The organism is Lewinella sp. W8, from assembly GCF_004375085.3.
GTDB lineage: Bacteria > Bacteroidota > Bacteroidia > Chitinophagales > Saprospiraceae > Neolewinella.
The window spans coordinates 384,346-401,723 of the sequence record NZ_SNAQ03000001.1 but is presented as its reverse complement, the minus strand read 5'-3'; the positions used below and the strand labels follow the sequence as shown (position 1 = coordinate 401,723).

The 17,378-nt window shown below is 59.4% G+C and carries 14 protein-coding genes; 9 read left to right on the top strand and 5 right to left on the bottom strand.

All coding sequences use genetic code 11. The features are described from left to right. Positions 1 to 15 precede the first annotated feature (15 nt). Positions 16 to 402: a group III truncated hemoglobin gene (locus tag E1J53_RS01640; RefSeq protein WP_134270236.1), complete on the bottom strand. Its 387-nt coding sequence runs from the start codon at positions 400 to 402 to the stop codon at positions 16 to 18. Positions 403 to 426: 24 nt separating this feature from the next. Further along, on the bottom strand, positions 427 to 1,230 hold the full coding sequence (murQ, locus tag E1J53_RS01635) for an N-acetylmuramic acid 6-phosphate etherase (RefSeq protein ID WP_134270235.1): 804 nt from the start codon (positions 1,228 to 1,230) through the stop codon (positions 427 to 429). 99 nt (positions 1,231 to 1,329) lie between these two features. On the opposite strand from murQ, the gene E1J53_RS01630 reads away from it, so the two are divergent. After that, positions 1,330 to 2,037 carry a transposase gene (locus E1J53_RS01630; protein WP_173021328.1) on the top strand — a complete coding sequence of 236 codons (708 nt, stop codon included), beginning with the start codon at positions 1,330 to 1,332 and terminating at the stop codon, positions 2,035 to 2,037. 7 nt (positions 2,038 to 2,044) lie between these two features. Here E1J53_RS01630 and E1J53_RS01625 read toward each other — a convergent pair whose 3' ends face one another. Further along, positions 2,045 to 4,411: a T9SS type A sorting domain-containing protein gene (locus E1J53_RS01625; protein ID WP_134270233.1), complete on the bottom strand. Its 2,367-nt coding sequence runs from the start codon at positions 4,409 to 4,411 to the stop codon at positions 2,045 to 2,047. Positions 4,412 to 4,458: 47 nt separating this feature from the next. On the opposite strand from E1J53_RS01625, the gene E1J53_RS01620 reads away from it, so the two are divergent. The 5 genes from E1J53_RS01620 to E1J53_RS01600 all read left to right on the top strand — a co-directional run bounded on the left by E1J53_RS01620 (position 4,459) and on the right by E1J53_RS01600 (position 10,727). Beyond that, positions 4,459 to 6,423 carry a Na+/H+ antiporter NhaC family protein gene (locus E1J53_RS01620; RefSeq protein ID WP_134270232.1) on the top strand — a complete coding sequence of 655 codons (1,965 nt, stop codon included), beginning with the start codon at positions 4,459 to 4,461 and terminating at the stop codon, positions 6,421 to 6,423. A gap of 325 nt (positions 6,424 to 6,748) precedes the next feature. After that, positions 6,749 to 7,300 carry a hypothetical protein gene (locus E1J53_RS01615; RefSeq protein ID WP_134270231.1) on the top strand — a complete coding sequence of 184 codons (552 nt, stop codon included), beginning with the start codon at positions 6,749 to 6,751 and terminating at the stop codon, positions 7,298 to 7,300. A 68-nt stretch (positions 7,301 to 7,368) separates the two neighbouring features. Then, complete coding sequence (locus E1J53_RS01610; RefSeq protein ID WP_134270230.1) at positions 7,369 to 8,409, top strand: hypothetical protein; 1,041 nt, start codon at positions 7,369 to 7,371, stop codon at positions 8,407 to 8,409. Continuing rightward, a complete protein-coding gene (locus tag E1J53_RS01605) occupies positions 8,393 to 9,226 on the top strand; it encodes an AraC family transcriptional regulator (RefSeq protein ID WP_134270229.1) in 834 nt (277 codons plus the stop codon). The genes E1J53_RS01610 and E1J53_RS01605 overlap by 17 nt, the downstream gene beginning before the upstream one ends. Positions 9,227 to 9,263: 37 nt before the next feature. After that, positions 9,264 to 10,727 carry a S41 family peptidase gene (locus E1J53_RS01600; protein WP_134270228.1) on the top strand — a complete coding sequence of 488 codons (1,464 nt, stop codon included), beginning with the start codon at positions 9,264 to 9,266 and terminating at the stop codon, positions 10,725 to 10,727. 6 nt (positions 10,728 to 10,733) lie between these two features. On the opposite strand, the gene E1J53_RS01595 is transcribed toward E1J53_RS01600, so the two are convergent. Continuing rightward, positions 10,734 to 12,161, bottom strand: a complete 1,428-nt coding sequence (locus E1J53_RS01595; RefSeq protein ID WP_134270227.1) for a S9 family peptidase — start codon at positions 12,159 to 12,161, stop codon at positions 10,734 to 10,736. A 147-nt stretch (positions 12,162 to 12,308) separates the two neighbouring features. Further along, entirely contained in the window at positions 12,309 to 13,811 is a 1,503-nt protein-coding gene (locus E1J53_RS01590; protein ID WP_134270226.1) for a family 20 glycosylhydrolase, read from the bottom strand. Positions 13,812 to 13,940: 129 nt separating this feature from the next. On the opposite strand from E1J53_RS01590, the gene E1J53_RS01585 reads away from it, so the two are divergent. The 3 genes from E1J53_RS01585 to E1J53_RS01575 all read left to right on the top strand — a co-directional run bounded on the left by E1J53_RS01585 (position 13,941) and on the right by E1J53_RS01575 (position 17,362). Next, positions 13,941 to 14,702: a M15 family metallopeptidase gene (locus E1J53_RS01585; protein WP_253929756.1), complete on the top strand. Its 762-nt coding sequence runs from the start codon at positions 13,941 to 13,943 to the stop codon at positions 14,700 to 14,702. Positions 14,703 to 14,735: 33 nt separating this feature from the next. Next, on the top strand, positions 14,736 to 16,217 hold the full coding sequence (locus E1J53_RS01580; RefSeq protein ID WP_134270225.1) for a BCCT family transporter: 1,482 nt from the start codon (positions 14,736 to 14,738) through the stop codon (positions 16,215 to 16,217). 173 nt (positions 16,218 to 16,390) lie between these two features. Then, entirely contained in the window at positions 16,391 to 17,362 is a 972-nt protein-coding gene (locus E1J53_RS01575; RefSeq protein ID WP_134270224.1) for a MoxR family ATPase, read from the top strand. Positions 17,363 to 17,378: the final 16 nt, after the last annotated feature.

Genomic DNA, 17,378 nt, shown 5'->3' with positions numbered 1-17,378 from the left:
ATGCGCGCAGCGCATTCAACTCCTCTTCATGTTGATTTTGTGCTCCATCAGGCGGGCGATATCCGTTGCCCGCCGAACGGCCAGGTCCGCCCGTTCGCCCGAGAAGTGCTCCTCCACGGTGGCGCGCCACAGCGCCAACCACCGCCGAAAATGCTCCGGCTCCAGGGGGGATAAATCATCGAGGTGGAGGTGCTTCAGCATGGGATTGCCCCGGTAGACCGGATGGCCCAGCAAAACACTTTCCCAAAAGTTGACGATCACCGGCAGATGCTCCCTCAGATCGAGGGATACCACCTCGGTAAAAAAGTGACCGATGTGCGCATCGGTCATTGCCCGGGCGTAGAAGCGCTCGACGATCAGCTCCAGGTCGGCGCGGGTGGTGATGTCTGCTTGGTCGGCCATTTTCTGCTCGATACTTTTCGTCCGCTACGGCTGCCCTTCGATAACCTTCCGGACGCTACCCTCGAGCAGCAGGCGCCGCTTGGCTTCCTCGTACTCCAGCCCCAGTTGCTCTACGATCATCTTGGTGCCACGGTCCACCAGTTTGGCGTTGGACAGTTGCATGTCGACCATGCGGTTATCCTTTACCCTCCCCAGGCGAATCATGGTGGTGGTGGTGATCATGTTGAGGATCAGCTTCTGGGCCGTGCCGGACTTCATTCGGGTACTTCCCGTGACCACCTCCGGGCCGACCACCGCCACGATGGGGTGATCTGCGTGTTCGGAGACGGGCGCTCCCGGATTGCAAGTAACGCTGGCGGTCAATATGCCGTGTGCCCGGGCATCCCGCAGGCCGCCCACCACGTAGGGCGTGGTGCCCGAAGCGGCGATCCCGATGAGGGTATCTTTATCGTTGATGTCGTGTTCGGAAAGGTCACGCCAGGCTTGATCCATAGCGTCTTCGGCGGATTCTACCGGATGGCGGAGGGCGTGGTCGCCACCGGCAATCAAGCCGACTACCCAATCCGGCGGCACGCCGAAGGTCGGGGGGCACTCACTGGCGTCCAGGACGCCCAGTCGTCCGCTGGTACCCGCACCAATGTAAAAGATTCTGCCCCCTCGCTGCATCCGGGGAACGATCTCGTCCACCAGAGCCGTCAGGGCGGGAATGCAGGCCTCCACCGCAAGGGCCACTTTCTGGTCTTCCCGGTTGATGTTGGTCAGTAATTCGGCTGTTGACTGCCGCTCCAGATGGCGGTATAGCCCGGGTTGTTCCGTGATTTTTTCCATGGCATGTGCGATATCCTCCGCAAGGTAAACTTTGTTGGATTAGAAATATTATTTTACAATTTGTTTCATAATTCGTATTTTTACACAAATTGTAGCGAGATGAGTTTACCTTCCCCACCTCCCGCAGTCCTTGAACTGCCCCACCGCAGCCAACCGCTCACCCAGGGACCGGTCCACATCATCTATTACCTCCATGATTCCCTTCCCGCCGAGCGGGAAGCGGCGCTACGGAAAGCTTACGAAACCGACCTCGCCCAACTACGGCGACGCATCAGTACCGGAAAACTCGGAGAAGTGCCCGGGGTGGAGGAACACCCCTACCTTTCCATGGAAAAGGCAAGGCTGCGAGAGTTACACCAACGGCGGTTTGACGCCGAGCTGGACCACACCACCCCCACCGGGATCAACCTGACCGAGACGGACATTCGGGATCAACTCCTGCACCACTGGAAACTGCTGGAACAGGCCGGAGAGGTTCATTTACACGCCATCTGCGTCATGCCCAACCACGTTCACCTGCTTGCCTCACACCCCGATCCCTTTGAGCGACGGAGCTTGCTGCCCCTGCTCGAAAAACATAAACGAGCTACCACCCGAAGTATTAATCACTTACTTCACCGGAAAAGGCAGCGGGTTTGGGCCGGCAAAGCCTTCGAGCGGGCCGTGCGGCCCGGCACCTTCAACAAAATCTTCTGGGAAGTGCTGCACAACCCGGTGCGGGCCGGTCTGGCGGGTGCTCCGAGTAATTACCCCGGCAATTATTGGCATCCGGAGATGGCGTGGGCGGGGTCACCCAGCGGGTCGTAGACCCTACTTACCGCAGCACCAGCTTGCGGGTGGCGACACCCTTCTCCCCGATAGCCCGGATAAAGTAGACGCCCGCAGGATACTGCTCCAACCCGGTCCATTGCACCTGCCGCAGGCCAAAATTACCCACTGCGTTTGACCGACGGAGGATTCGGCCCTGGAGGTCAACGAGTTGAATTTCCCGGACCCGGTCCTGCGCCGACCAGCCCGATACGAGCAACTCCTCCTTCGCCGGATTCGGGAATACGGAGAACTCGAAGGCGGGTCGCACGGGATCAAACAGGCCCACGGTGCCCACCGTCGTGAAGTTGGTGCCGAAGAAGGTCAGTCCACCACGCTCGTTACCCACCACCAGTTCGGTCACGCCGTCGCCGTTGAAGTCGGCGAAACAGGGGGCGGAAAAGGCGCCTACGTCCAGGCCATCCACCGTTTTGGTCAGCAGCGTGAAGGGCTCGGAGTAGACCGAGTCAATGCCAAAGCGGTAGCTGGCCAGGGCACCATCCCGCTTCCCGCTGAAGACCAGCGTGTAATCATCGTTTTGCAACACCCAGGGGGTTGGGTGGCCGGTGCTCACGCCCGGCGTGTTCACGTTGATGGTCCCCAGTTGAATCTGGTTACCCGGAGCCTGAAGGTCCGCCGAAAACATCGGTTCAGTGGGCGTTCCTACGTTTCGGTAAAAACGTATCCGACCGTCAAAGCCGCCCACGAGGAGGTCCATCAATCCGTCCCGGTCAAGGTCCGCCAGGTGGGGCTTGGCGAACTGGCCGGCATCAAGGTCCATCCATTCAAACTGCGGGGGACCGAAGGCGACCGGTTGCCCGGGACCTCCCGTGTTCTCAATAAAGATCAGCTTGCCGCTGCGCTCGCCGATGACCGCGTCGAGGTCCCCGTCGTTATCCAGATCGCCAAAACTGGGGGCGAAGGCCCAGGTGGTGGTCATAAAGCGCGTAAGCCCGAGATAGTCATCATCCACCAGTTCAAACGCCACCGGACCACCCACCGGAGTAATGTTCCGGAACAGCCGTAGCTGGCTACTCAAAAAATTGGTCCCGGTATAATCGTCGTTGTTACCCACCACGAGGTCGGGGCGCCCATCGGCATCGTAATCCAGTACGGCCGGGAAGGCGGAGGTACCAAAATCAATCATGTCCCGCACCAGGTACTGGCTATCCTGAAAGACAAAATCCGGAGCTTCATCCGTCCCCACGTTGCGGTAATACCACATGACGTTGACGTCCTCCACGTTGAGCGTAACGCTGGGTGCACCGATGATGTCCTTGGCGCCGTCCTGATCGGCGTCCAGGTGGAAGGCGGCCGGGAATGCGGGAATATCCGCCACTACCCCATCGGAAGGCCAGGTTTCGTCCTGGTCGCCGATCCAGGCGAGGTCCAGGCTACCGTTGTTGAGGCCGAGGACCAGTTTATCGAACGAAATGTCGCCGAGCATGATGTCCGTCAAACCGTTTCCGTCGTAATCAAAGGCGGCGATGGTCGAGCCCGAGTGGCGGGGACGTCCACCGCCGCCGGGTTCCAGCAGGTTATCGAAGCATTCTCCCGGAGCGGGCGAAAGATCCAGGGCCGTCGTCAGCCCACTTTCAAAAAAGCCGCCCCAGCAATTGTCGACGAGCCGGTAGATGAGGGTGTCCGGTCCAAAGCCACGTTCCACGGCCTGATTCTGGTAGTATTCGATGTACCCTCCGCCGACGTTGAAGGTCAGAATGTCAAGGTCTCCGTCGCGGTCCTCGTCGACAACGGCGGGGTAATCGTCCCGGGAGATGAAAATCGGCGCCCGATCACCGTTGCCTCCGGTCGGGGCGTAGAGCTGAGGAAGCTGATCCCCGAAGTCTACGAGGGTGAAGGACAGCCGTCCGTCCGCCCGCCGGGCTCCCCGGTACACCCGGATGCCGTCTACCGCCGGGGCGTAGGTAAACAGGTCGATGGCCCCGTCCTGGTTGTAGTCTCGCAGTAGAATCCATTCCTGAAGGTCTTCCGGAAAAAACTCCACCAGCGCCGGATCAATACGATAATCGCCGCTGCCCTCGCTCCGCAAGCCGAGAGAAATTTGCCCCGCCTTATCAAAGATGTACAGGTCCGGGGTTCCGTCTCCGTCCAGGTCCGCCGCCTGGGGCTGCGGGGCGTTAAGTCCGCCAAACCACGCCAGGGGTAAAGAGCGACCATCCAAGTCACGTACACTCGGGTAGGCCCGGTTAAGTTCCAGGCTCTGGGCGGTCATTAATCCGGAAAGCAGGACAAAAATTACCAACAGGGGGTTGCGGAGCCCGGGCCCCGGAATCCGGGAAGTGTGGTCATGCTTTTTGGCCCCGATTTGGGTGCCCCGACGGCAATTGGGGAGGGTGCAAAGCGAATTGGTCATCAGTAAAGAAATTCGGAATAGTATATTGGCGTGACTAATGTTACGCTATGGCTACCCCAAAGTTTATTGTTTCGGTATTGATTCTTAGTCTGCTGACCGCCTTTTCTCCGCTTCGTGCCCAAAGTCCCGCGGCGGACTGGCTCAGCAACCTGGAGGCGACCAGCGCCGGGATCGTCATTCCGGAGGGTGTGGGAGACATTGAGGTGAACGGGGAAGCCATCACCCTGGAAACCATCGACGGCAAACGGATTGCGGTACTTGAACCTGGCTTACAGTTCATCAAAGCCGGTGAGAGCAGCCAGTTGTATCATCTGGGTGGAACCGGATCGGACCGACTGCGGCGAATTCCCCTCTGGCTCTCCATTCTTCCCCCGCTGATTGCCATCGGGTTGGCCCTGCTCTTCAAGGAGGTGCTCATTTCCCTGTTCGCGGGCATCTGGGTGGGTGCCTTCGTGGCAGGAGGGTTACGGTTTGAGGGCATGTTGGGCCTCGTCAAATCCCTGCTGGCGACCATCGATCACTACATCATCGAGGCACTCAATGACGGCGGGCACCTGTCCGTGATCGTCTTCAGCCTCATGGTAGGCGGCATGGTGGCCATCATCAGCCGGAACGGCGGCATGGCCGGCGTGGTGGAACGGCTGACCAAATACGCCAAGACTCCCCGCAGCGCCCAGATCATCACCTGGTTTTTGGGGATCGCGATCTTCTTCGACGACTACGCCAACACCCTGATCGTGGGCAACACCATGCGCTCGGTTACCGATCGTTTTAAGATCAGTCGGGAAAAGCTGGCCTACATCGTAGACGCCACCGCCGCGCCGGTGGCCTCGGTGGCCTTCATCACGACCTGGATTGGCGCGGAACTGGGTTACATTGACGATGGCATCAGTCAGGTGGCGGCTCTGGAGGGCCTGACCCCCTACGCCGTGTTCCTCGAGTCACTCAAATACAGTTTCTATCCCGTCCTGACCCTCATTTTCATCTTCATGCTCGTGTGGATGAAGCGGGATTACGGGGCCATGCTGAGGGCCGAAACCCGGGCCCGTACGACCGGGGAGGTAAAGGCCGCCAGTACCAGCACCGACGAAACGGAAGAGACCGAGGACCTCAGTCCCGTCACCGGCGCGCCCCTGCGGGCGCGTAACGCCGTCATCCCCGTGCTGACGGTAATCATCATGACCATCATCGGCCTGTTGGACACCGGTTTGTCTTCCGTTTACGGAGACCTCGCCAGTCCGCCGGCCACCGACGGCTGGGGCGCCACCTGGGGTGCCATGGAGGGAGGATTCTTCGGTAAGCTCGGGGAAGTGATCGGTGCGGCAGACAGTTACGTAGCCCTGCTCTGGGCCAGCATCAGCGGGGTTTTCGTGGCCCTGCTCATGACCGTCAGTCAGCGCATCATGAACCTCGGCCAGACGATGGGCGCCCTCACTTCCGGCTTCAAGGCCATGTTTTCGGCCATCATGATCCTGACGCTGGCCTGGGCACTGGCCCTGACCACCGAAGAACTCCACACCGCCGATTTTCTGGTGGACTTACTGGGCAACGCCCTCAACCCCTATTTCATTCCCCCCATCATCTTCATCCTGGCCGCCCTGGTGAGCTTCAGTACCGGATCCAGCTGGAGCACGATGGCCATCCTCTACCCCATCGCCATCCCCCTGACCTGGGCGGTAGCTACGGGAGCGGGCTGGGAAGACGCCGCCGCTCAGGGCCTGCTCTTCAACGTAATCTCCACGGTACTGGCGGCCAGCGTACTGGGCGACCACTGCTCGCCCATTTCGGACACCACGATTCTGTCCAGCCTGGCCTCTGACTGTAACCACATCGACCACGTGCGCACCCAACTGCCCTACGCGCTGACGGTGGGCGTGGTGGCACTGCTCTGTGGCTTCCTCGCTACCCTGCTGGGTGGCGGGTGGCTGCTTTGCTTCCTGCTGCTGGTCGTCGGGGTGGCCGTGCTTTACGGCATCATCCGGTTCCGGGGCACGGTGGTGGAAGCCCCATAATGACTGCATCCGGTATAAACCTGGCATCCTGCACACCGTTGCCCGTTCTTTCACACTGCCTTTGAAAAGAATTTTGCGATCACCGCAGGTGCCAGACAACCTGGGTGAAAGCAGGGTAAATGGGTGTTTGGGACTGTTTTTGGGATAGCCAAGGGTAATTCCGTGGCCGTTATTGCAAAAAAAGGACCGCTAAAGTCGAGTAAAACCTAGGATACGTCCGTTTATCCCAGGTAGCCATCGGCCAGGAGGGGAATTCGGGTGACAGACAACCCGGCATTCCCTACATTTGTTTTCCACACAGCTTCAATATTAAGACACAAGATTAATGTCCAAACTTACTCAAGCCTTTTCCCCCATGCCCGGAGATGACGAACGTTTTGCCAATGTTTTGATGAAAGCCCTGGAAGACAAGAACCTCGAAGGGTTTGATTATCTGGAGTTCAAGCAATCCGTGGCCAAGCTTACCGAAATCGGCATGGACCACGAAACCGCCATCCGGTCGGCCTTTGCCACGGGATCTACCGTGGGTCTAAGCCTGGAAAAGCTGGTCAAGACCGCTAATTACTATACGGAGGTGCTGGAGGACGAGAAGTCCAAGTTCATGAACAGCATGGAGAAGCACCTCATGTCCAACGTGGAGGGCAAGGCCAAAGAAACCGGGGAACTAAAGAAGAAAATTGCCAACTGGGAGGCCAAAATTGAGCAGTTGCAGGAGCAGGTTGCCCGGGCGAAAGCCAAAATTGCGGCGGCGGATTCTGAGATCAACGCCGCCAAGAGCAAGGCCAGCCTGAACCAGCGGGGCTTTGACGAAGCGTTGGACGTGATTACTTCCACCATTCGTAAGGACATTCAGGATATCCAAAGGGTGCTGGGTTAAGTTCCCCCCGAAGCCCTTATCTTTCCCTATCGTCCACCATTTTTTCTCCCCAAACACATCCAAGCCAAATGGCTGCATTTACTGATACGCCAACGAAGAAGTCATTCTGGAAGCGCCCGGAGGGAGTAACGGGGCTGTTGTTCCTCATCGCTTTGATTGCCGGGGGAGTCTACGTGGCCACCGCCTTCACTTCCGCCATTTTGGCTTTCCTGTCGACGACCCTGGGTCTGGTGGTCTCCGCCGCCGTGCTGGGGGTAATCGTCTTTGCCATTGCCGACCCCCGCACCCGAACCCTGCTGAGCTACATGTATAAAAGTGCCATGCGGACGATCACGGGTGTCTTCGTCAACATTGACCCGATCGGCATCCTCAAAACCTACATCGAAGAACTGGAGGGTAAACTGCAGGATATGCGGAAGCAAATTGGCAAGCTCCGCGGACAAAAGCGACACCTCGAAACGCTCGTACAAACGAACGAAACGGAGATTAAAAAGCAACTCAAGCTGGCCACGCTCGCCAAAGAACGGGGAAAAAACCAGCAGATGATTCTGAGTACCCGTCGGGCGGCTCGTCTCAAGGAGAGCAATCAGAAGTATCGGGTGTTGCTGACCAAAATGGACGTGCTGAACCGGGTTCTGAACCGTATGCACCAGAATTCCGAAATCCTGCTGGAAGACACCCGCGATCAGGTCGCCATCAAAATTGAAGAACGCAAGGCCATCCGGGCCAGTCACGGAGCGATGAAATCGGCTATGTCGGTCATCAATGGCAGTCCGGACCAGCGGGCCATGTTCGAGCAGGCCATGGAGCACATCACCGAGGACGTGGCCAACAAGGTGGGAGAAATGGAGCGGATGATGGAATTGTCCAACGACTTCATGTCTTCGGTAGACCTGCAAAACGGTGTGTTTGCCGAGGAAGGACTGAAAATGCTCGAAGAGTGGGAGCGTAAAAGTGACCTGATGCTGGCCGGTGGCCACATCGAGTTACCGTCCGGGGAATCCACCAGCCAGCGGGACAGCACGCTGGACCTGGATAGCCTTCCGCAGCGGGAAAAGGACGCCCTGAAGCGGGGTGGTGAATCTTCCGGCTATGACCAGTTCTTCTAAACCTACCAAGGACCGGGTCACTTATCTACGGCACCCGTTCCTTGACGGCCTTTCGGTACTTACGGCATCAGCCTACCACGAAGACTTCCCGGTCCACCTCCACGATGAGTACAGCCTGACGCTCGTACAATCCGGGCGGGAAACCACCGTCACCCCCCAGCGGGAGCTGACGGCCCTGAGCGGCTCCATCTCCCTGACGCCACCCAACGTCCTGCACGCCAACCCCAACCGGAACGGGTCCAGCTACGGCTTCACTACGCTGTACCTCAGTCCGGATGTCGTGCACTACCTCTCGCCCAAAGCCACCGCCAGGCTACGCGAGGACTCCGTCGTTCTGCAGGAGCCGCACCTGTTTGCGGCCCTCACGGCGTGGGCCGCCGGCCCCCACGCCCCGGAACGGGAACTCATCGCCTTACTGGAACAACTGTTTCGCTCCAGCCTGAACGGCAATTACCCAGCACAAGATTCTCCGTCAGCCACGGAAAAAAGCTGGCTGGCCAACGTGACCGAATACGTCAACCAAAACCTCGAGGATCGGGTCTATCTGGACGATCTGGCCACCGTCGCCGGAATGAGCCGGTATCATTTCCTGAGAAGCTTTCGCCGGGAAAAAGGCGTTACGCCCCTGCAGTACGTGAACCTGTGCCGCGTCGAGCGGGCGAAAAAATCCTTGATGCGGGGAAATTCCATCACCGGGGCAGCCCACGAAGCCGGTTTCTACGATCAGAGTCACTTTCACCGCTTTTTCCTGCGGTTTTCCGGCATCACTCCCGGGCAATTTCTGGCGGGCAGCAATTTTGTACAAGACCACCACTAGCGCGGGAAATAGCTTTGTGGTCAATCCAATTGATGCCATGATCCTACGCTCCCTATTCTTTATCCTCCTGATCTCCGGCCCCCTGGCCGGACAGACCATAAATTCCCTGCCGGCCAACAAAATGTTGAGCCGAGCCCAGGCCGGGCAGGACATTGATGTCCTGCACCACCACCTGCTGGAAACCCACGGTGGGGTTTTCACCTACGCGACCCCGGACGACTACCAAAACTTCTTCTCCGCCGCCAAGGGAAAACTGCCCGACTCCCTGCGGGTGCTCGAGCTCTACCGCATCCTCGGCCCACTGGCCGAGCTGTTATCGGATGCCCACACCAAGATGGAGCTTCCCGCCGCTTTTTACGAGTATCTGGACACGGAGATGCGCTTGCTTCCCCTAGGCGTCCGATGGATGGACGGTCAGCTCTTCATCATGCGGGACCTGTCCGCGGAGCAGCAATTCACCCTCGGAGAGGAGCTGGTTTCCATTAACGGTCAATCCGCCAGGGAGTGCTTCCGGGAGTGTCTGCGCTACCAGTCGCGGGACGGCAAGAGTCTGCCGGGCGCGGAAAGGCAGATGTCAAACCTATTCATGGACTATTACGGCTTCCTCTTCGGGGAACCCGAGCAGTTTACCCTTGAGATCAGGAGTGCGGACGGCGGGCTGCGCACCCTGACGATCCCCAGCGAGCGGTGGCCCGCCCTGGAAGCTCGGCTGGAAGCCCAGCGCGCCAAATCCCCTCCCTTTGATCCGGCGAAACGCTTTGCCTTTGAGCTGCGCGATCAGTACGGCTACCTGAAGGTGGGAAGTTTTCTGCCCCGGCACTGGAAGCAGGCCGGGCGCAAACCCAAACGTTTTTTCAAATCCGTTTTTGCGGACCTCGAGGAACAAGGAGTCAGTACCCTCGTACTGGATTTACGGAATAACGGTGGCGGCAGCGAAGCCTACTTCATGCCATTGCTGAGCTACCTCCTCGACCAGGAATTCCGGGTGTACGAAGAACTCAGTGTGGCGACCCTCAGTATCCCCGAGCACCAGTATTACCCCGAAGACAACCTCCGCCAACTCGAGAAAGCGGCCCGTAAATCCCTGACGCCCCGGGGTGATCGGTTCGCCGAGGTAAACGATCCTTCCGTGAAGAACACGGCTCCCCGCGAGCCCAATTTCCGCGGGAAGCTCTACGTCCTGATCAATGAATACACCTATTCCGCTGCCGGCGACTTTTCCGGCGTGCTGCAGCACCACGATCGGGCCACCTTTATCGGAGTGGAAACGGGAGGAAGCCCCAACGTCAATACCGCCGGGATTGCGAATACCCTGCACCTCCCCAACAGTGGGATCAAAATGCGTATTCCCTTGCTACGGTACCTGATCAACAATCGCCACGACAACGCAGGCCACGGCCTGCGGCCGGACTACCCCGTCACGCCCACCATAGCGGACGTGCTTGCCGACCGTGATCCGGTCCTCGAAAAGGCCGAGGCCCTGATCGGGCAACGGCCGTAGAGCAACCTAGAACCGTTTATCCAGCCAATCCGCCATGGTTTGCAGGGCTTCTTCGGCAAAGGTGACTTCGATGGTGCCGTATTCCGTCGGGGAGCCCGTATCTGCGGGTTGAAAGAGGTGGTTGAGGTTAAGGAAGGGAGCCACCGTTAAATCTTCATTGCCGGCCCGGGCCAGGGCCGCGGAGATACCGTTCAGGTTTTCCAGTCCGGGTACCTGGGTGTCTTTGAGGCCGTTCATGGCCAGCACCGGCACGGTCAGCTGCTCAAGGTACTCCGTGGGGTCAAAGGCCAGGAAATAACGCATCCAGGGCGACTTCAGCGCATCAACGTACTGCTTGCTGTAGGCTCGCCGGTCTACGATGCTTTTACGCATGGCTTCGGGAAAATCGTCGATGGCTTTGATAAACACTCCGTAAAGCCCTTCCTCGTATTCCTCCATGGTAAGATCCGTGTTTTGTTTGATCCAGGCGTAGGCGTCCCGCAGGGCCTGTTCGTCGCGACTGGTAATCACTTCGGGCACCCCCATCGCCTTGCTGACCTGGCGGCGCTGCTCGAGCATCAGGCTATCGATGGGCAGGCCGGGAGCCGCCAGCAAGATCACAAAATCGAGGTCACCGTCGGCCGCGGCCACCATGGGGGCCAGCATGCCTCCCTCACTATGACCGGCCAGTCCGACGGGAACGGACGACAGTTCGGGGCGGGTTCGCAGGTAACGGACCGCAGCCCAGGCATCCTTCGCCAGATCGGCGCTGGTGGCCGCCCCAAAGTCTCCGGTGCTTTCGTTTACTCCCCGGTCGTCGTAGCGTAATACCCCGTACCCTCTTCGGGTCAGAAAATCACTCACCACCAGGAAGGGGCTGTGGTTGATCTGAGCGCCGATGTAGGAATTGCGGTCCTGCGGACCGGAGCCGGAAATCAAGACGACCATGGCCCGGGGCTTGCCGTTAGCGGGCGTGGTCAGCTCCCCGGCAATCGTTACGTCATCGGCTCCGCCAGCGAAGCGTACGGCCTCCCGTTTGTAGGGGAAATCGGTAGGATCCTGGGGTCTCGCCCGCAGGGTCATCGGTCCTTCCTCGATGGGATAGCCGTTGGGCCGGTACCGCGTGAAGGTGAGGGGAAAATCCTGGTTGGCCTGATTGTACACCCCCTTGATGACCTTTCCGTCGTATACCGCATCGTACTGGACGTTCACCACCTCAATCTCGAACCGGAACAGCTTCCCGTCAAATTCCAGGCGATCCATCGGTAGTTTGGTGGGGCCCTGGCTGGGAGATTGGTAGGTCCCCGAACGCTTGCCTTCGCCTTCGACCACCTCAATTTTCAGGGGAAGTTTAGTCCCCATGGCGTCAAGGATGGCAAACCATTCCCCGGCAATTTGCGCGGGAAGGGACACAGTGAAAAAGAGCAGTAAGGGCAGTAGGAAAAACCGTTGCATCGAAATGTGTTTCAGGGTTGATGAGTCTGAGGGTAGGACGGAAAAGAAAGCACGGGGGTCACAATCCTTCCCGGGAAATACCCGTAGCTGGCGGAAGAATCTTATGGCGTTACCGCAGGTGCCAAGATGTACCCAGCGGCCGTGCGCTTATTTGAGCACCCGGGTATCGTATGTACCAATACCCATGCTCTTGAGCCATTCCTGGTGGGCGGCCAGTCGGCGCTTGAAGTCTTCCCACTCCCGCTGCCGCTGGGGCGTCCAGGCAACTTCCGCCAGCGCCGGAAGTCTTGGGAAGACCAGGTAGTCAATATCTTCCAGGGAGCGTACCGTTTCGGACCACAGCGGAGCTTCCACGCCGAGAATATCGGCATCTTCCACGCCCTCGGCGATGGCGGCCGGGTCCCAGAGGTAAGCCGAATCCACTTCAATGTAGGCGGCCCAGTGCAGTCCGATGCGGGAAGTGCTGTCGTATTGCATGTCGAGGTACGTCCGGTTGGCGGGACTCATCAGCACCTGGTTGCCGTTCTGCTTGGCCCTGAGGGCGTATTCCGGGTGGGCCCAGAGTTGCACCACGGTTCCGTTCGCCAGGTTGGAAGAGGCCACTTCGTCCCAGCCCACGTTCTGCTTGTTGTGCCGTTCAACGATCTGCTGGACTTCGTTGATGAAGCGGACGTAATCTTCGTGGTCCGTTACGTGGCTCTCGTCTCCCCCGATGTGGAAGTAGGGTCCGGGGGTCATCTCGGCGATTTCCCGCACCACGTCGTCAATGAACTGGTAGGTGAGGTCACTATCCGTATTGAAAGTGCTGAAACCTACTTCGGTACCAAAGTGGGGTTTGGCCGGCTTGTCCGTGCCGTTGAGTTCGGGGTAGGCAACGATAGCCGCATTGGTGTGGCCCGGCATATCCACTTCGGGCACCACGGTCATCCCGCGGGCCGCCGCGTAATCGATTATTTCCCGGTATTCCTCCTGGGTGTAGAACCCGCCGGGGGTACCGTCGACTTCCGTAAGACCGCCCACTTCGGTGAGTTTGGGCCAGCTCTTGATTTCGATGCGCCAGCCCTGGTCGTCGGTCAGGTGCAGGTGCAGGAAATTGACCTTGTAGCGGGCGATGCGGTCAATGGTAGCCTTGAGGGTATCCATGCCCATGAAGTGACGGGCCACGTCCAGCATGAAGCCCCGATAAGCGAAGCGCGGCATGTCCGTGATCGTACCGCAGGGTAGGAAGATGCCCCGTTCGGAGTCTCCGGCGAAGGCCATGACCTGTTCCAGGGTGATGGCTCCGTTGAGGACGCCATCGGCGTCGGCGGCACTGATGCTCACCCCATCGGGCCGAACGTTGAGCAGGTAGCTGCCCGCGGGAAGTTCCAGGCTTGCATCAATTTCGGTGGTGAGGGGGAAACCCGTGGCCGGCAAATTCTCCCGCAGGTAGGCCAGGGCGCGGGCGTCGATCGTTTCTTCCGACCACTCCGAGGGGGCGTCCAGGTCAATGAACAGGGCACCCTCGGCGTCGGCCATCTCCACCGGCAGGGGAATCAGGGGCATATCGGAGAGGGGAGCCATCGCCGGAGGCGGTGGTGGTCCGTCCTGGCCACAGGCAACAAACAGGCCGCAAACGAGCAGCAGCAGAAAAATCTTGGGAGTCGACATAGCTTTTAGTTTTGATCCACCCCGGCCGATGGCCGGGCCCACGGGCAGCCAAGATACCGGCCACGGGGAGTGTACGCAAGTCGGGCCGACAGCTTACCTTACCGGAACGATTTCAAATACCCCCGAGGGATGAATACTTCCGTTTTCCTGCCTGCCATTCCGGTAATCACGCTGCTACTGACCGGATTGCTCTGCACCTGCGCACCGTCGCCCACCGAAAAATCCGACGAGAACATCGAGTTGCCCAACCCGGAATCTTCGCCCCCAAGCCTTCAACGGGGCTTTCCCATGGACACCCTGCCCGCCCCGGCACCTCCCCCACCGATTGACTACGACACCACCGAATGGATGGAAATCACGCGGCATGACCCGACGATCCTGCTCGACCTGCGCTACGCTACGGACAGCAACTTCATGGAGCGGGTAATCTACGATTGCGGCCGCTGCTTCTACCGCCCCAAGGTGGGTCAGGCCCTGCTGCGGGTGCAGGAGCGGCTCCGGGAAAGGGGCCTGGGGCTGAAGATGTTCGACTGCTACCGCCCCGGTCCGTACCAGCAACGGTTGTGGGACGTGCTGCCCGACCCCCGCTACGTGGCCAATCCCGCCCGGGGCAGCCTCCACAGCCGGGGAGCCGCGGCGGACCTGACGGTGGTGCGACTGGCGGACAGTAGTGAGCTGGACATGGGCACCGGCTACGATTATTTCGGAGAAGCCGCCTACACGACGACCACTGCGCTGCCGGACAGTGTACTGGCCAACCGCAAGCTCTTCCAGGAGGCCATGATCGCCGAGGGTTTCCTCACCATCCGCACCGAGTGGTGGCACTTTAATTTCTCCGGTCCGCGCTACCCGCTGAGTGAGTGGGTCTGGCCGTGCAGTAATGATGAGTAACGGAACTGTAGCCCCGCCCACTACCTTTGGGGCATGAAACTTCGCCTCCCGGTCATCCTCACGCCCATCATTCCCCTCGTCTGTTGTGCCGTGCTGGCCCTCGACGACCCGGCCGCCCTGGTGGCCCGGGCCCGTGGGTGGAGTGTCTGGGTGCTGGAGCACTTTGACTGGCTCTTCAACTGGTCCATTTTCGGTTGCGTCGTGGTGGTCACGGTGGTCTACTTCAGTCCGCTCGGCCGTCTGGTCATTGGGGGTAAGGGGGCCGTGCCGCTGCTTTCTCCCTGGCGCTGGTTTGCGGTGACGGTGTGTACGACGGTCGCTACCGGCATCCTGTTCTGGGGTATCGCCGAGCCGATGTATCATTTGAGTGGCACGCCCGCGGCGGGAGCGGATGCCCCCAAGGTTTTTGCCCTGTCCACCCTTTTTCTGCACTGGACCATCACGCCCTACGCCATGTACACCCTGGCGGGCCTGATCTTCGCCATTGCCTACTACAACCGGAAACAGCCCTTTGCCCTCAGTGCCCTGATCGAGCCGCTTTTCGGTCGCGCGATAACCGGCTACGGGGGGATCGGCATCGACGCCATTTGCCTGTTCGCCCTGGTGGCGGGCATGTCGGCCAGCCTCGGCACGGGCGCCCTGTCGCTGGCCGGGGGGACGGGGCTGCCCCCCAGTCCACTTACCCTGGCGGCCATCATGGTCTTCATCGTGGGGGCCTTCTGCATTTCTGCGGCCTCCGGGCTGCAGCGGGGCATTCGCATCCTGTCGAACTGGAACGTGGTCGGCTTCATCATGCTGGCCTTCTTCGTATTCTTCTCCGGACCGACCCTCGGAGCACTGGAGCTGGCGGGCACCGCCAGCGTCGACTACGCGGCGAACTTCCTGCCGCGGAACCTGGGGCTGGACCCGGGAATTGATCGCCCCTGGATGCACGACTGGACCAGTTTCTACTGGGCCAACTGGTACGCCTGGGCGCCCATCACGGCCCTTTTTCTGGGGCGTCTGGGGCTGGGGTACACCGTCCGGCAATTCATCCGGGTAAACCTGGTGTACACCTCGCTGTTTGGCGCCTTCTGGATGATTGCCTTCGGTGCCATCGCCATCGTTACCGACGGGGGAAGTGGTCCCATCGTACGGGCGGTAACCGAATTGGGGCCGGAAGCGGCCATTTATGAGTTGCTGGGCCGACTGCCCCTGGCCGCGTACACCCCTCACTTCTTCGTGCTGCTCATCTTCCTGTCCTACGTTACGGCGGCGGACTCCAACGTTTCGGCCATGAGTGCGCTGTGCGTCAACGACATTCGCCCCGACCAACCGGAGGCGCCGCTGTTCCTCAAATTCCTGTGGGGAGGAATTATCGGCTTAACGGCCTGGACGTTGGTCGCCTACGCAGGAATTGACGGCATCCGGCTCATCTCCACCCTGGGTGGTTTTCCCGCGATGTTGTTGATCATACTGGCCGGCCTGGGGCTGCTGCGGCTATCGTTCCGGAGCTTTTCCGGGCGGGAGAAATGATCCATTTGGGTAAAGAAATCATTCTCTGTCGGCAACAATGTTGTCAAGTCATACATTTTAACGACTTTTGGAGGCCTTAAACGAGGCAAAGCAGATGGCAGGCCAATTATTCCCCCGCTTCCATCGTTAGTTTCATTTCAGCATTTTCACCCCAAACTATTCCCCCGACTCCCATGGCAGTACCTAACTTCAAATCCGACGTAGAAGCCGTTGACGCCCTCGCCCAAGCCTATCAGGACTTACGCGCTGAGATTGGGAAAATCATCGTTGGCCAGGAGGAAGTGGTGAAGGCCGTTTTGATTTCTCTCTTCTCTAACGGACACTCTCTGCTGGTGGGGGTTCCCGGACTGGCCAAGACCCTGCTGGTTTCCACCATTGCCGAAGTGCTTGACCTGGAATTCAAGCGGATTCAGTTCACCCCGGACCTGATGCCTACGGACATCACCGGCTCCGAGATTCTGGGGGACGACCGCAAATTTGCCTTCAACCCCGGTCCGCTGTTCGCCAACATCGTGCTGGCCGACGAGATCAACCGTACGCCCCCCAAAACGCAGGCGGCCCTGCTGGAGGCCATGCAGGAACGTTCGGTGACCGTCAGCGGTCACCGTCATGCCCTGCCCGCACCCTTCTTCGTGCTGGCCACCCAGAACCCCATCGAGCAGGAGGGTACCTACCCGCTGCCCGAAGCCCAGTTGGACCGCTTCATGTTCAACATTCCCCTCGACTACCCCCGCTACGAAGAAGAAATTGCGGTAGTAAAGGGCACCACGGGGATTTCCGTCAGCGAGTTGAAGCACATCCTCTCCGGAGAAGAAATCATGTTCTTCCAGCAGCTGGTGCGCAAAATCCCCATCAGTGACAACGTACTGGAATACGCCGTCAGCCTGACGAGTAAGACGCGCCCGAACACCGAGCGTGCCACCAGCGAGGTCAACGATTACATCAGCTGGGGCGCCGGTCCCCGGGCCAGCCAGTACCTGGTCCTCGGGGCCAAGTGCCACGCGGCCATCATGGGCAAGTACAGCCCGGACATTGAAGACGTTCGCGCCATTGCCAAGTACGTCCTACGCCACCGGATTGTGAGGAATTACAAGGCCGAAGCGGAGGGCATCACCGAAGAGCACGTCATTGAAGCCCTCTTCTAACCGATTCCGCATTATT